General features: G+C 37.4%; 14 protein-coding genes and 1 pseudogene. 8 read left to right on the top strand and 7 right to left on the bottom strand.

What is annotated here, in order from left to right; translation table 11 throughout:
* Positions 1–15: 15 nt before the first annotated feature.
* Complete coding sequence (locus IPP61_03360) at positions 16–3,090, bottom strand: TonB-dependent receptor (protein MBL0324212.1); 3,075 nt, start codon at positions 3,088–3,090, stop codon at positions 16–18.
* Between the two features lie 320 nt (positions 3,091–3,410).
* Here IPP61_03360 and IPP61_03365 point away from each other — a divergent pair, with 320 nt between their 5' ends.
* Both IPP61_03365 and IPP61_03370 read left to right on the top strand, forming a co-directional pair.
* Positions 3,411–4,568 carry a LacI family DNA-binding transcriptional regulator gene (locus tag IPP61_03365; GenBank protein MBL0324213.1) on the top strand — a complete coding sequence of 386 codons (1,158 nt, stop codon included), beginning with the start codon at positions 3,411–3,413 and terminating at the stop codon, positions 4,566–4,568.
* Between the two features lie 244 nt (positions 4,569–4,812).
* The gene (locus tag IPP61_03370) at positions 4,813–5,337 is read left to right on the top strand and encodes a DinB family protein (GenBank protein ID MBL0324214.1); all 525 of its coding nucleotides are present in this window, start codon (positions 4,813–4,815) and stop codon (positions 5,335–5,337) included.
* 146 nt (positions 5,338–5,483) lie between these two features.
* Here IPP61_03370 and IPP61_03375 read toward each other — a convergent pair whose 3' ends face one another.
* A complete protein-coding gene (locus tag IPP61_03375) occupies positions 5,484–5,678 on the bottom strand; it encodes a YqaE/Pmp3 family membrane protein (GenBank protein ID MBL0324215.1) in 195 nt (64 codons plus the stop codon).
* Between the two features lie 208 nt (positions 5,679–5,886).
* Between IPP61_03375 and IPP61_03380 the strand changes: the two genes are divergently transcribed.
* Genes IPP61_03380 through IPP61_03390 form a run of 3 tightly spaced genes read left to right on the top strand, consistent with a single transcriptional unit; the run spans position 5,887 to position 7,691 of the window.
* Positions 5,887–6,207 (top strand): winged helix-turn-helix transcriptional regulator, encoded by a 321-nt coding sequence (locus IPP61_03380; GenBank protein ID MBL0324216.1) that lies wholly within the window; start codon positions 5,887–5,889, stop codon positions 6,205–6,207.
* Complete coding sequence (locus tag IPP61_03385) at positions 6,204–6,707, top strand: SRPBCC domain-containing protein (protein ID MBL0324217.1); 504 nt, start codon at positions 6,204–6,206, stop codon at positions 6,705–6,707. The genes IPP61_03380 and IPP61_03385 overlap by 4 nt, the downstream gene beginning before the upstream one ends.
* Before the next feature lie 21 nt (positions 6,708–6,728).
* Entirely contained in the window at positions 6,729–7,691 is a 963-nt protein-coding gene (locus IPP61_03390; protein ID MBL0324218.1) for an SRPBCC domain-containing protein, read from the top strand.
* Between the two features lie 70 nt (positions 7,692–7,761).
* Here the strand turns inward: IPP61_03390 and IPP61_03395 are convergent, their stop codons facing one another.
* From IPP61_03395 to IPP61_03415, 5 genes and pseudogenes are all read right to left on the bottom strand, one after another.
* A complete protein-coding gene (locus IPP61_03395; protein MBL0324219.1) occupies positions 7,762–9,132 on the bottom strand; it encodes an alpha-L-fucosidase in 1,371 nt (456 codons plus the stop codon).
* A 132-nt stretch (positions 9,133–9,264) separates the two neighbouring features.
* Positions 9,265–10,226 (bottom strand): annotated as a pseudogene (locus IPP61_03400) (sugar phosphate isomerase/epimerase).
* 32 nt (positions 10,227–10,258) lie between these two features.
* A complete protein-coding gene (gene madM, locus IPP61_03405; GenBank protein ID MBL0324220.1) occupies positions 10,259–11,020 on the bottom strand; it encodes a malonate transporter subunit MadM in 762 nt (253 codons plus the stop codon).
* A complete protein-coding gene (gene madL / locus IPP61_03410) occupies positions 11,020–11,388 on the bottom strand; it encodes a malonate transporter subunit MadL (protein MBL0324221.1) in 369 nt (122 codons plus the stop codon). The genes madM and madL overlap by 1 nt, the downstream gene beginning before the upstream one ends.
* Positions 11,385–12,866, bottom strand: a complete 1,482-nt coding sequence (locus IPP61_03415; protein ID MBL0324222.1) for an acyl-CoA synthetase — start codon at positions 12,864–12,866, stop codon at positions 11,385–11,387. The genes madL and IPP61_03415 overlap by 4 nt, the downstream gene beginning before the upstream one ends.
* Positions 12,867–13,404: 538 nt before the next feature.
* Between IPP61_03415 and IPP61_03420 the strand changes: the two genes are divergently transcribed.
* The 3 genes from IPP61_03420 to ffh all read left to right on the top strand — a co-directional run bounded on the left by IPP61_03420 (position 13,405) and on the right by ffh (position 15,699).
* Positions 13,405–13,779, top strand: coding sequence for a hypothetical protein (locus tag IPP61_03420; protein ID MBL0324223.1), 375 nt, complete (start codon positions 13,405–13,407; stop codon positions 13,777–13,779).
* Between the two features lie 37 nt (positions 13,780–13,816).
* Positions 13,817–14,191: a hypothetical protein gene (locus tag IPP61_03425; protein MBL0324224.1), complete on the top strand. Its 375-nt coding sequence runs from the start codon at positions 13,817–13,819 to the stop codon at positions 14,189–14,191.
* A gap of 191 nt (positions 14,192–14,382) precedes the next feature.
* Positions 14,383–15,699: a signal recognition particle protein gene (gene ffh, locus IPP61_03430; protein MBL0324225.1), complete on the top strand. Its 1,317-nt coding sequence runs from the start codon at positions 14,383–14,385 to the stop codon at positions 15,697–15,699.
* Positions 15,700–16,079 lie beyond the last annotated feature (380 nt).

Raw genomic sequence — 16,079 nt, forward strand, 5'->3', positions numbered from 1 at the left:
TTAATATTTTTAAATTTAGAATGTCAAATTGAAGCCCAAAACATAATTTCGGGTTGATGGTGTATTATACCCAACTGTGAGTAGTCTTCTTTGATAACCACCAGTTGCCACGTTTTCATTACCGTATGAGTTAGTTTCAGGATCCAAACCAGATTCTTTATGGAACTCTGAGAACATCACGAATGGGTTTTGAACTGTTGCATATAGTCTCATTTTAATATCAGAGTTTTTCAACAAACTTTTGTTAAGGTCATGGCCCAAAGTAATTGTTCTGATTTTTAGGAACGATCCATCAAAATATGCTAAAGTGCTGGCGTATTTCGCATTGTCACCACTCTGAATTCCACCTGGTTTTGGATATTTAGCATCCGTATTATCTGCTGTCCAGTAATCAACGTCAATGTTGTTTCTACGACCGGTCAATAAATTAATGTAACCATTTGGCCCGTGAACATTACTAATAAGTATGCCACCAACCCGGTAAAGACCAACCAAACTAAGATCAAAGCCTTTGTAAGTTACCCTTGTATTAAATCCACCCTGGAATTTAGGGTCAACATTCATGATTTGTCTGTCGGCAGCTCCAATTGCTCTTTTTGGTGTTCCATCTTCGTTAAACTCACCTGTATATTTAACTTTAATCATACCGATATTACCACCTGGTTCGAATTTAGTAAGATTGGCATCGCCTTCCTGCCACAATCCTATTTTTTCATAATCATAAATAGCATTGATGTTATAACCTACAAACCAGGCATTTCCTTCGTCTCTGGTTTGTCCAGATGCCAAAGCAACCAGTTTGTTTTTGTTAAGATAGAAGTTAACACCTGCATCCCAAGTAAATCCTCCTTTATTTTGAATAATTGAACCATTGAGGTCTAATTCAATACCTTTGTTTTGAGTTTGTCCAATATTGGCAGTGTAGCTACTAACACCAGATGTTGCAGGTAAACCCACACCTAAAAGAATATCTTTTGTATTGGTAATATAATACTCCAGTTTACCAGTCAAACGATCTTTCAACAAACCAAAATCAAGACCGGCATTCCATGTTTCAGAATATTCCCATCCCAAATTTTTGTTTGGTAGTGTAGAAACATAATAACCAACAGCATAATTTGTAGGTCCAAAATTATATGGTCTTGTAGAAAGACGACCTAAAGTAGCATATGGTGAAATCGCCTGATTGGAAGTTTGACCATAACCTACACGAAGTTTTAATTCAGTAAGCCCTGCAACGGGAACCATAAACGGTTCTTTCATAATGTTCCAACCTAACGAGACTGCCGGATAAGTATGCCATTTGTAACCATCTGCCAATCTTGAAGAACCATCAGAACGTAGAGTCGCTGAAGCCATATAGCGGTCATTGTAAGAATACATAACACGACCCATTCCAGACATTAAGCCCCACATTTGGTAATCTTGATCATTAGGATTTACAGTGATTTCGCCTGTTGCCTGACCAAGGTTATAGTACATAAAGTCATCAGATGGAATGCCCTTTGCAGCCACAGAAGACCTGTTATATTTATTTTGCTCCGCAGAATAAAGAGCTACAACGCTCAAATTATGCTTTTGTGCAAATGTGCGATCATAACTTAGGATATTTTCAACTGTCCAGTGGTAAGTATGAGAGTTACCGATACCTGCGGTTGAAATAGTGGTTGGATTCACGTTATTTATCCCTTCACCTGTGTAGTTTCCACTGGTATTTTGAATAAAATCAAGACCAAGGTTGGTTCTGTATTTCAATCCCTCAATTCTCGGAATATTTACTTCACCATAAAATGAGTTATAAGAAGCGTAACCTTTGTTTTCATTTAACCAAACATCTTTTAGGTCTTCTACAACTCCTCTGGTTACAGTAAATTGTTCGTCCAGTGCCATTTTAAAGGTTCTTTTCAAAGTTCCATCCCCATTATAAGGATTTGAAATAGGAGTTGCACTCAAAATACCACCTACACCTATTTGATTACCATTTGAGAAGTTATAGTTACTATTGGTGTTAAATCCTACTTTTACAAATTTGTTGACTTTTTGTTCAATAGAACCCCTCAATGAATAGCGACCATAATCCTGAGTTGGAATTACACCCTGATTATAATAATATCCACCACCAAAATTGTAATTTCCAGTCTCTGTTCCACCTGATAAGCTCAATGAATGATCGGTCATCACGCCGTCTCTATAAAACAAATCTTGCCAATTGGTATTAATATTGTCAGTCTCATCTATACCATTTGAATATAAACCGGCATCTTTTCTGAATTTAGCAAACGTAGGGCCGTCCATCATTGGATAAGGAGAAAAAACGGACTGTGTTCCGTAATAACCGTTATACGAAATTTTTGGTTTTTTACCTTTCTGACCTTTCTCAGTTGTAATAAGAATAACTCCGTTAGCTCCTCTTGAACCATAAATGGCTGTAGCTGAAGCATCTTTCAAAATGTCAATGCTTTTGATGTCATTAGGGTTAAGGTCAGCCAAAGAACCTGGAAATGGTATTCCATCTAATACGATTAAAGGGTTGTTATCAGCACTCAAAGACCTGGTTCCCCTAATCCTAATCTGCATAGTTGCACCTGGCTTGGTGGAAGTTTGTGACATTTCAACTCCCGGCATTCTACCTTGTAATGCCTGTGAAATATTTGGAGCAGGAATCTCTCTGATTTTATCCCCTGAAACAGAAATAACCGAACCGGTTACTGCTTCTTTCCTTTGTGTACCATAACCTACCACAACTACTTCGCTGAGTTGTGTGAGGTCATCAATAGCAAGAGCAATTTTCAAAGTAGTCTGATTGCCAACTACTACCTCCTGAGTTTTGAAACCAATGTAACTAAACACCAACACATCTGATTTAGCAGCTTCAATTTTGAAATTACCGCTCACATCAGTAGTTGTACCTTTCTGGGTACCTTTTACTCTGATCGTTACACTTGGTAACCCCTCGTTGTTAGAACCATCGAGTACCACGCCACTAATTTGACCCGATTGTGCAAAAAGAGCAATTGGAAAAAGCAGTATTAATGTTAATACGCCCACCCAATGCATCGATTTGATTTTTTTGAAGTAACTTTTTTTCATTTTAAAATCGATTAAGTTTATTAGAATAATACAAAAATTAATAATTCAAACTATAAACAGTGATTAACTGTCATTTATACACTTGAATTCTTAATTCTCGAAGCTATAGGCCTATTTTTGTATAATCAAATTAAAAGTGTCATTTTTACACATTAGGCAAAACGAAAACTATCGGCAACGTTTTAGATTATGATATTTAATAGAATTTGAAAGAGATTTTTTATAACTATTTTAATTAATTTTTTTAAAAACAATGTAACTTTAAGAAAATTTAAGCCTTAACCCTTACTATTTAAACTTGGAAAAATACAATAGATAATATGCAAAAATGTCTAAAATGTGGAAAGGTTGATGGAATTATAAAATCGGGGAAAGTCCGGGGCAAGCAGCGGTATTATTGTAAGTTGTGTGATTTTAGCTTTGTTTTGGAACAAACAATCCCGGAATTATCTAAAAACAAAGGCCTTACAACTATTGTTGACATAGCCAGACATTTGGGTATTTCTGTGTCAACTGTATCCAGGGCATTGAACGATAAATATGACATTAATCCAAATACCAAAAAACTTGTCAACCAGGCAGCAATAGATCTTGATTACAAGCCAAATCTGATAGCCCAAAGTTTGCATAAAGGCAATAGCCATATTATTGGAGTGGTTGTTCCGGAGATTGAACATCCTTATTTTGCAAAAATGCTGGCCGGGATTCATAACATTATTAATCATACTGCTTATAGTATTATTGTATGCCATTCCAATGAATCGGCCGAGTTAGAATTTTTACATATCGAAAAATTATTGAGCTACCGTGTCGATGGTATTTTGATCAGTCATTCTAAAACCGTAAATGATTTCAGTCACATACTGAAAGTAATTAATAAGAAAGTTCCTATTCTAAATATAGACCGAACAGTTGATCTATTTGATATTCCAAAAGTTGCTAATAATGACATAAATGGGAGTAAAGAATTAGTAAAACATTTAATTGCATGTGATTACAAAAGAATAGCAATAGTTTCCGGACCCGAAAATTTGTCAATTACACATAAACGTACCCAAGGGTATGAAGAAGCTATTGTAGAAAGTGGATTTGAAATTGATAGAGAACTAATGGTAAATTCAGACTTCACATCTTCCGGTTTGGTTTCTGCATTCGAATCGCTCATGAATCTGCCCAACCCCCCTGATGCAATATTTTGTATATTTTTCAAAGATGCGATAGACATTATCAAATTGGCTAAAAAAAGAAATTTAAGGATTCCTGAACAACTGGGCGTAGCTGCTTTTGGTGACGATGCGATTTCGGGTAATGTAGAACCCACTTTGACTGCTTATAACCCCAATCCGGTAAAACTTGGGGAAGTATCTGTTGCGATTTTGCTCAATAAAATCAAAACCAAAGAAAACCCAAAAGAAATGAGTACAATAATCCAGGGAGAATTAATTGTACGGGATTCGACCAGGAAAGTGGGGATTTAATTATGGATTAAATTTAAAATTGATTTTTTTTGAAATAAGAGAACCCTAAAAATACCTTTAAAATATGGGAGCCGGGTGAAAGTTTAAGATAAAATTTTCAGGAATCTAAAAGCAATTACTTTAACTAGTTAAACTTCATTCTGAAAATTTAAGTGAATTAAGGTTTTCGTTTTTATGAAAAAAATCAATAATTTTGGATGGAAAAAATAATGATTTAATCACTGAATATCAAAATATTAACAATATGAAAAAGTTACTAACTGTTTTGTTCTTTTTGGGTTTGTCTATTACTTCCTTTTCGCAAAATCTTACCTTAAAAAAAACACTACTTGACCAGATCAGGAGTACACATCATGGTAAAAACTGGTTTGTGTCTATCGATGTGGCACTGCAGGGTGTCACTGCTGAGCAAGCCAACTGGCATGACAACTCAGGCAATCACAGCATCGGGCAGTTGACTTCACATTTGGTTTTCTGGAATGAAAGGATTCTCAGAGGCTTCAGAAATGAGACACCTGAAAAATTCAGTGGCAACAATGAGGAGTCATTTACGAAATTTGAAAAAGAAAGCTGGGAAAAAACCCTGAAAAAACTTTCAGATATAATGCTGGGACTAGAAGCCGAAATCGAAAAAGCTGATGATGAAAAGTTGGTAAAAATCGCTGAAACTGTGGCCAATACCGCTACTCACAATGCCTACCATACCGGTCAAATTATCTTCGCCCGCAAGCTACAGGGAAGCTGGAATCCTGAGAATGGGGTGAAGTAGAAATTATTCATCACTACCAAGGTTCTAAGTTTTACAAAAAATCTGTGTTCTTTGACATCAGTTCCGTGCCAACTGTTTATTATTTTGTGAATAGAGCCCCAGAAAAAATAATCGTAAATGAATAATCGAATCAATCGTAAATCGAATCATCTCGCCATTCTCCGCTCCATCCTTCTGACGCGGGTTTGGTTTTTTCCATCAAGACGCGAAGCTACAGCCCATAGTGCAGCAGGCAACCAGCCTATGATGGTGATTTGAAGTAATAAACACAAAATACCACTGAGAATTTTTCCTCTAAGTAAAAAAGATAACCAGGGCACCAAAACTGCAATCAATAACATAGCTTTTCCATTTTTTGTAAAGATAATTAGTATAAATCGGCTCGTTGAAACCATTTTTTATGAATGGTGATTTTATCTTTTGAGCCTTTCAGAAAATCCTTTAACCTGTATTTCAATTATTTAGAAAGTTTAAAAAAAAATATTAAAAATAATTTTGAGAAACCAAACGGTTGCATATATATTTGCAACTGATTAGTTTCATAATAAAATGAGAAGAGATATTTTTCAGGCAATAGCCGACCCCACCCGCAGAGCCATTATAGCCCTGATAGCCCTGCAGGCTATGACACCCAATGCCCTCGCCGAACATTTCGACAGTACCCGTCAGGCAGTATCGAAACACCTTAAAATACTGACAGAGTGTGAGTTAATACAGCAGGAGCAAAAAGGCCGGGAGATATATTATAAACTGGAAATTGACAAAATGAAAGAAATAGACATTTGGCTGGAGCAGTTTAGGAAAATCTGGGAAAGCCGGTTTAATCAATTGGATGCTTTATTGGAAACGCTTAAACAAATTAAAAAATGAAAAAGCCTTTTATATTTGACTTTGAGCCTTACAAGGCCAGCAACACGCTTACCATCAAACGTGAATTTGCTGCCGGTCGACAGCTGGTTTGGGACTGTTACACCAAAGCCGAATACCTCAGCCGGTGGTTTGCTCCAACACCACTCACCTCAATCACTAAGTCGATGGACTTTAGAGATGGTGGGCACTGGCACTATGCAATGGTGGAGCCAAATGGCACCGAGCATTGGGGTTGGACAGACTTTGTGCATATTCAGCCCATTGATTATTACACTTCCAAAGATGCATTTTGCGATGCAAACGGAAAGGTAAATTCAGACTTACCTACAGCTCATTGGAAAGTTTCTTTTAGTGATTTGGGTAAAAATACGGTTATTGAAACCCTGGTAACCTATAATAGTCAGGCTGATTTAGAAACTGTAATCAATATGGGTATGGAACCGGGAATGATCTCTACTCTGGAAAGACTCGACGATTTACTTTTGGAAATATGCAATTAATTTACTTTAAATTAACATATTATGAAAACCGCTTTGACATTTGATTTTGAGGTTGACAAAGTCAATAACCGAATTTATATAAACAGAGAATTTGCCGCTAATGTCCAGCTGGTTTGGGACGCCTGGACCACCGCCGAGCTTTTAGACCAATGGTGGGCACCCAGACCTTATGAAACCCAAACCCAGTCTATGGATTTTAGAAATGGAGGAAGATGGTATTATGCAATGGTGAGTCCGGAAGGTGAAAAACATTGGTGTGTTGCTGACTACAGCAATATTGAATTCCAAAAGTGTTTTAATCATTTGGACGCTTTTTGCGATGAAAATCAGGTATTAAACAACCAAATGCCAAGAACAAAATGGGCAAGTAATTTTACCGCAAACGGAGACAATACCCTGGTAAATTTGACTTTAGAGTACGAAAAACCAGAAGACCTGGAGAATATTATTAAAATGGGCTTTAAAGAAGGATTCACCATGGCGATGGACAATCTCGATCAATATATTGCAGCACAATTTTACCTTCGAAAACAAAACCAAAAAGACAAACATTCAAGAGTAAGTACCTATCTTAACTTCCCGGGAAATACCGAAGAAGCCTTTGAATTTTATAAGTCGGTGTTTAAAAATGAGTATTCTGGTGCAGGAATACAGCGTTTCGGGGTTTTACCCACAGACCCTACTCAGCCTCCCATAGCCGAAAACGTTAAAAACATGGTACTTCACATTGAGCTCCCAATCATGAACAATCATATTTTAATGGGTACAGATGCTCCCAAAGAAATGGGTTTTAATGTGACTATAGGAAATAATATGCACATCCAACTAGAGCCTGAAACCCGTGAAGAGGCAGATAGAATCTTTGCCGGCCTTTCAGAAGGAGGAACTATTTCTATGCCACTTCAGGAAATGTTTTGGGGAGCATATTTTGGGAGCTTTATCGATAAATTTGGTATTAACTGGATGATAAATTGCCGGAATTAAACAAAGAAGCCGCAGTAAATATTTTAAAAACTGCGGCTTCTTTTACTTTATTTTTTGATTGTTAATTTTCCTATTTCAATGCACCTTTTACCTTATAAACCCATGCATAATCACAAGGAATATTTCCGGGATTAATTGTTGGAGCTGTAATTGTAAGTACACCTTTTTTTATTTCTGTTTTTACTTTTCCTGAATAACCCAACATTTCTACACTCTCAAAAGATTTCAGGTCATTGAGTTTGATTTGCTCTTTCCATTCAGTCGTAATAACAAATAAATCCTCGCCTTTTTTGGTATAAAAAATACTCTTGTCTTCTGAGGCTTTATACTTTCTGGAGCCGTAAATGGCTTCTCCGTTGACTTTTAACCAAGCACCAATCTCTGCTAATCTTTGTTGCATGATTACCGGGATACTTCCATCAGCAGCCGGCCCGATATTTAAAAGCAAATTTCCCCCACGAGAAACGATGTCTATTAATTGATGAACGAGTTGTTTCCCTGATAAATAATCTTCCAGATTTTCGTTTCGGTTGTATCCAAAAGAGTCACCTATTCCCCTGTTTTCTTCCCAGGGGCGGTTATTCATGATAGCGTTTTTTAGATTTTCTCCTCCATGGCCATACTCAGAAGTCAGAAAACTGCCGTGCTCGCTGCGGGTATCATTTCCCCAACGGTCATTGACCACAATACTGTTTTTTACAGGTGACTCGTTAAATAACCAGGCCAAAAACTCCTCACTTCTCCAGGTTTTGGCTGACTGGTCCCACTCTCCGTCGGTCCAGAGAACATCAGGCTTATAAGTAGTAACCAGGTCTTTCATCTGAGGCAGCATTCTTTCAGCCACATACTGATCAGGGCTTTTTTTGTAAACCGGATTAAACCATTCATACAAAGAATAATAATAACCCATTCTTAAATTTTTGGCTTTAACTGATTTTGCCAGATCTCCAACGATATCTCTTTTGGGGCCCAAATCCACCGAATTCCAGTTCCAGCTTTCTTTGCTGGGCCAAAGGGTATATCCTTCATGATGTTTTGAGGTCAAAACCACATATTTTGCTCCAGCTTTATCAAAAATATCTGCCCATTTATCCGGGTTAAAAAGCTCGGCTTTAAAATCTTTTGCAAAATCCTGATAAGGGCGACCGCTATAGTTTTTTTCATGAAAATCTTTAAATTCCTTATGAATCTTAAGATTTGTGGCTTCTAACCGCTGCCAGTACCACTCCGAATAACCACTACCAAAGCCATCGGCATTGGATCTTGTTGCCCAGGAAGGCACAGCATAAAGACCCCAGTGGATAAAAATACCAAATTTGGCATCTTCAAACCAGGCCGGTGTAGGCCTTTTATCCAGGCTTTCCCATTTGGCGTCATATTGTGCCAAAGCACTATTAATCAGGCTTATAAAGCAAAAAAAAAGGAAGAGTTTTCTTTTCATAAGTGAAAAGCGTTTGAAGCGTTTTAAGGTTTTTATATATAGGGTAAAATTACCGATTTTTTATGATAATTTTCACCCAAAATTTTCAAGATTTATAGAATGCCAAGATACCTGATCTTTACCATTCTTTTTTTAAAGCTTAGAAATCAGGAAATCAGCACTTCTTTTCAATGCCACATCAGGGTTAGCTACCATGTCTTGCTCAACAAAGAAATGCTCCACTCCTACTTCTTTGGCTTTTTTCACAATAGCTTCCAGGTCAAGCACGCCATCGCCAGCAGAGGCCATGAGCGGAAACATTGGAATCCAATCGCCCATACTTCCTCCGTCTCCTGCAAACTGCTTTTTTTCTTTCATATCTTTGAGATGCAACATTTTGTATCTATTGGGATATTTATTCAATAGAGCGATAGGGTCAGCCCCTCCACAAGTAGTCCAGAAAATATCCATTTCAAAAATACCAGTTTCGGGTCGGTGTTTTTTAGAATTATTTCCAGAGGTATCACTCCGTTTTGTGGTTTTATGCCATAGCCATGATTGTGATAGCCAAATTTTACTCCATTCTTCCTGGCATTTTCTCCAATTTTATTGAAGGTCTCCGCTATTCTTTTATAATCATCCAAAGTCTTGCGGCGGTCATCGGGAATAGCCGGTAATGTAACATATTTCCAACCCATAATCTGAGCTGCCTCGCACAATGCCCCCATATTGTTTTCAAGCGTATCAAGATCAGTGTGAGTACCAGGAGAGGACAAACCGTTGTCTTTCAACATTTTTTTTACTTCCAAAGCAGATTTTCCAAAATAACCACTTCCAGAAAAGCCAAGCATTTTCCCGGTAGCCTCCCAGCCTTTTTTGGCACTTTCGGCACTAAATGGATAAGGACCAAACAATTCCAACTCTTTATATCCCTGGGTAGCGAGCATTTTAAGGCCACCTTCAAAGTTTTCTGAAAGCATTTTTGGAATAGAAAAAAGCTGAATCCCAAGTTTGTTTTCCTGCTTTAATTGAGCCATAACTTCACCCAAAGAACCCAGGCTCATAGTAGTAGCCAAAGCACCTGCACTTTTCAAAAACTCTCTTCTGTTTTTCATAATATTGAAATAGTATATTTATTATCAGTAAATTAATTTATAAAAAGGTTCAAAACCAGATAAAAAAGAGATGGACAAACCAAACAGCCTAATCCGGTATAAAACGTTGCGGTCACGGTTCCATAAGGAACTAAAGCCGGGTCTGTGGCTGCCAATCCGGCGGCTACGCCACTGTTGGTCCCCATTAGTCCACCATAAGCCATGGCGGCTTCGGGGTTATTGAGGCCAATTTTTGGTGCGAAAACTGGTGTCAAAATGGTTATTCCTATGGCTTTTACAACTCCTGTAGCTATGCTCAAAGCGATAACATCAGAACTAGCATTTAGGGCTGCCCCTGTTACTGGTCCCACAATATAGGTACATGCCCCAGCACCAATTGTACAAAGCGAAACGGCATCGCGATATCCCCAAATGTAAGCTATAGCGACACCGCAAATAAAGAAGAACGTAATACCCACAAACAATGATACCAAACCCAAAATTCCTGCTCTTTTCATAACCAGAAAACTTGCTCCTAAAGCAGAGGCCACAATTGAAAAATCACGAAACATTGCCCCGCCAAGCACGCCAACTCCTTTGAAAATTTCAATATCAGCTAATCCTTTTTCTCCATTTGAAATAAGACCGCCAAAGTACGCCAGCACAAGTCCCATCAATATGGCGAGAGCTGAAGAAGGTATCTTATTTCTAAGAACTTTTCTTGTGAAAAGCTCAGAAAAAAGAATGATTACTGCAACGACAAGAATTCCTGCCACCAAACCGTTTTTATCCAAAAGTTTTTCTAAAATTTTCATTAATTGCGGGGTTTAAGTTTTTGAACAAAATAAGGAAAAAACCAAAAAACCAAGACAGCTGGCACCAGTCCTGCAATAATGGCCAAAAAACCACTCGATACTGCCACTTTAACATTCTGACTTGCCGACATAGCAATTACTACCGGCACATACATCACATTCCAGTAATCAATTCCTTTTTTGAAATCCTCATTTACCAGGTTTTTCTTTTTCAAAAAATCTTTGGCCAAAATCAAAATAATCATTGCAAAGCCTACTCCGCCCACATTGGCTTTTACCCCAAGCCAGACACCAAGCTCTTCACCCAGAAACTGGCCACTTAGAAAAGAAAATGCCAGGAGACCCAGTCCGTACATCAGTGCATTCATACAAATATCTTTTTTACATCGTTTTTAGTAACCTTTCCCATCGCATTCCGGGGCAACTCCTCAACCTTTATATACTTTCGGGGTGTCTTGTAAGCTGGCATATTTTGCCTCATCCAATCATTTAGTTTTTTAAAATCCAAATCACTTTCAGGACTCAAAACAGCCGCCGCTACCACCTCACCCCATTCTTCATCAGGAATACCAACCACACAGCAATCAGAGATTTCGGGATGTTTTCGCAGAACTTCTTCTATTTCCAAAGCCGAAATTTTGTAACCGCCTGATTTTATGATATCGACAGAATCTCTCCCTAAAATGCGATAATAACCGTTTTCGACCACCGCAATGTCTCCCGTCATAAACCATCCATCGTCAGTAAATGATTTTTTGGTAGCCTCCGGTTTATTCCAATATTCTTTAAATACATTGGATCCCTTTACCTGAATTTCACCTGGTTCTGTTTCTTTTTCTACCAGTTTCATATCGTTCACTAGCCTTACTTTAACACCAGGCAAAGGCTTTCCAATATATCCCGCTCTTCTTTCTCCATCATATGGATTACTTATTCCCATACCTATTTCTGTCATACCATATCTTTCCAGCAAATAATGCCCTGAAATTTCGGCCCATTTTTCCATAACCGAAACTGGTAATGCCGCAGAGCCTGATACCATCAATCTGAATTTCTGCATGGCTTCACTAAGTTTTTCCTGCTCAACAATGGGAAGGCTTTCAAAATGGGCTATTAACTTAAAATATATGGTCGGCACAGCCATAAACACATTTAGTTTCCCTTCCAGAAAAATCCTGAAAACTTCCTCTGCACTGAAAGTGGGTAAAAATTGTACTACTGCACCACTCCAAAGTCCGCAGGAAACCACATTTACGATACCATGCACATGGTGTAAGGGTAAAATGCATATGGTGTAATCATCGGCTATCCATTTCCAGGAATCTACCAAAGTACTGATTTGTGATTGAAGAATTGAATGAGTAGTAACTACCCCTTTAGGCTTACTGGTGGTGCCACTAGTATATAATATCATGGCGTTTCGGGACAAATCCACATCAGGAAGTTTTGAAACGGCCGAATCGATTAAATCCTCTACTTTTAAAATCTTTACAGGAAATTTAGTTTTTAATTCCTGCAGATACTCAAAATACGTCGCATCGGCTAGAATGATAGTGGCTTCAGTGTCTTCAATTACATATTCTATTGAAGGAAGCGGATAATTGATGGCAATCGGCACTGCTACTCCACCAGCACGCCAGATTCCCCACTGAGTTGCCACATAATTGATACCCGGATTTACCATGTAAGCAACCCTTTGCTGACAAAGGTCTGGCTTATTTCCTAATAAACCACTGGCTACACTTGCCGAAAACTGTAGTAATTGTGAATAAGAATATTCATTATCAGCATCAACAACGGCTGTTTTGTTTCCAAAACCGGAAGTATTTTTGATTAATTGAAGCATTTATGTTAAGGTTGAGATTCATGATACTTGACAAAAAAATTAAAGTATCAATCAGATACAATAATATTTGAAAAAATGGGTAAAACCGAATTTTGCGATTAAAAATTTAATGTCACAATAATTTATACGAAAATATTGGCAAAATACAATGGTTAATTACTGTATTTATGATTTCAAAATGTATGAAAACATGGTCAAAAATTCGAAATATGAAAATTTCAATATTAATTATTACATCCTGATTTCAACATCCTATACTTTTCTCAGAATACTCCTAAGGGCGTTTTTTGGACAATTTTAAAAAACATTGCACCTTTCTACCCAATCCTTGCACTTTTCTAACAAGTATGGTACTTTTCCAATATTATCATGGCATCCTGTAAAGAACTTTCATGTAAGTACATTTTTACAATTGACACGTATTCAGTATCTTCTGTACATTTGCAGTATCAAAGGTTTTCGAAAAAGGTAAAATTATCTAAGACAAAATCAAGATTTAAATATTTTTCCAAATAAGAAAACAAGAACAAAAAATATTATGAAAAAGCTTACATTAACTTTAGCAGTATTGATGGGAGTATCAGCTGCTAACCTGACAAACGCCGCCAACGGACTTAAAATCGTAGAAATCAAAGCCGAGGCGAATGGACTAACTGTGAAGGCTATCGATGGCCTTAAATTTAGATTGAGTTTGGACAAACTTTCGAAAAAAACATATATCGCTATCAAAAACAACCAGGGTGAAATTTTCCATTCTGAGTATGTAGGAAAACAAGACGCTTTCTCTAAAGTGTATGACTTGAGCAACCTTCCTGATGGAAATTATTATTTCGAAGTTGTAACCGGAAACGAAAAAATGAATAAGCCATTCCAGATCTCAACAAATGTTAAGAGAACTGCAATTGCCAACTAATTAATTATTAAAGACTAAAAAAAATTAAAGAATATTTATGAAAAAGCTTATTATAACATTCGCAGTTTTGATGGGAGTATCAGCTGCAAGCATGGCAACAGCCGCCAATGGACTTAAAATTGTAGAAATCAATGCCGAAACAAATGGACTTACTGTAAAAGCCATCGATGGCCTGAAATTCAAATTAAGTCTTGATAATCTTTCGAAAAAAACATATATTTCTATCAAAAATAACCAGGGTGAAACTTTTCACACTGAGTTTATAGCCAAAAAAGACTCTTTCTCTAAAGTGTTTGATTTGAGCAACTTACCTGATGGAAATTATTATTTCGAGGTAATCACAGGAAGTGAGAAAATGACAAAACCATTTCAGATTTCTACCAATGTAAACAGAACGGCTTCTGCCCTGTAATTTCTAATAGTAGAATTTCTAAAACCTTTGAATGAAAGCCTGAATCTTCGGATTTGGGCTTTTTTTTATTGAGTTTCAATTTTGCTTTTTTCATTAAGATTAAAAGTTTCGTTTTTTCATTTTACAAAAAATCTTAATTTTCAATCCAATTTTCTTAAATTTGCACCTCATTTGAGCAGATATAATCAATTATGTTTCAGAATCTTCAGGATAAACTTAACAGTGCCTTCAAAACCCTCAAAGGAAAAGGAAGGATTACTGATGTAAATATTGCCAGTACCATAAAAGAAATACGTAGGGCACTAATGGATGCCGACGTTAACTACAAGGTAGCCAAAGAAGTAACAGACCGTGTAAAACAAGAGGCCATAGACCGAAAGGTAATGATTGCAGTAGAACCGGGCCAGTTGTTTGTTAAAATTGTACAGGAAGAACTCACCACACTTATGGGCAGCACTGCCCAGGCCATAAACCTTAAAGGCTCGCCTGCTGTGATTTTGATTGCGGGTTTGCAAGGTTCTGGTAAGACTACTTTTTCAGGAAAATTTGCATCTTATCTTAAAAAACAGGGAAAACAAGTGATGTTGGTTGCCTGTGATGTTTACAGACCGGCGGCAATTACCCAGTTACAGGTTTTGGGTGAACAGATTGGCGTGGACGTATATGCAGAACCCGACAACAAAGATGCCGTTTCGATAGCCAAAAATGCAGTAGCCGAGGCTAAAATTAAAGGAAAAAGTATCGTAATCGTCGATACTGCGGGTCGCCTGGCAGTGGATGAGGTCATGATGACTGAGGTCGAAAACATCAAAAAGACCATAGCTCCTTCTGAGATTTTGTTTGTGGTTGACTCCATGACCGGTCAGGATGCGGTAAATACAGCCAAAACTTTTAATGACCGTCTTGATTTTGACGGTGTAGTGCTTACCAAACTCGACGGTGATTCGCGAGGTGGTGCCGCCCTTTCTATTAGAGCTGTGGTAGAAAAGCCTATCAAGTTTATGAGTACAGGCGAAAAGATGGAAGACCTTGACATCTTCCATCCTGATCGTATGGCCAGCCGTATTCTTGGAATGGGTGACGTGATTTCACTCGTTGAGCGTGCACAGCAAGCTTACGATGAAGACGAAGCCCGCAAGCTCAACAAAAAAATGAGGGAGAACAGCTTCGACCTCAACGACTTTCTTGGGCAGCTAGAGCAAATCAAAAAAATGGGTAATATCAAAGATATTATGGGTATGATTCCGGGTATGGGAGGTGCGGTCAAAGATCTGGATATCAGTAATGACTCATTTAAACCGATAGAATCTATCATAAAAAGTATGACACCCAAAGAGCGTGAATTGCCCGATATAATAGATGGCAACCGTCGTAAGCGTATCGCTTCTGGTGCAGGCCGCAGTATTCAGGAAGTCAATAATCTGTTGAAGCAGTTTGAACAGATGAAAAAAATGATGAAGAAATTTAATAAAATGACTCCGGGAGGAAAAGCCAGGATGTTTGGATAATTTACTGATATTTAATAACATAAAAAAAGAATCTTCAAAACTGGAGATTCTTTTTTTATTTTTCCAAAACTATGTAATCCTGTTTTAAAAGAAAAAAGTAATTATATCTCAATTATATTTTTACTATCAAACAGTTTAATATTTTTAACAAAAATAAGCCTCGAATCAACTTTTGATGGTAAATTGTTAAAAATAGAAAAACACCCAATTACATTCTTTGTGTCGGCTGCCGCCTGGGCCTTCATTTTTTTTCGAAAAAAAACGAAGCAAAAAAAACTGCACCCTGCAAACTCACACACTCAAAATTCTCAAAATCATTTATTTATGAATTTTATATTTCTCCAATCGAGAATTTTGATTGTGTTCAAACAGTGCAGGCT

Source organism: Cytophagaceae bacterium (assembly GCA_016722655.1).
Taxonomy (GTDB): Bacteria; Bacteroidota; Bacteroidia; order Cytophagales; family Spirosomataceae; genus Leadbetterella.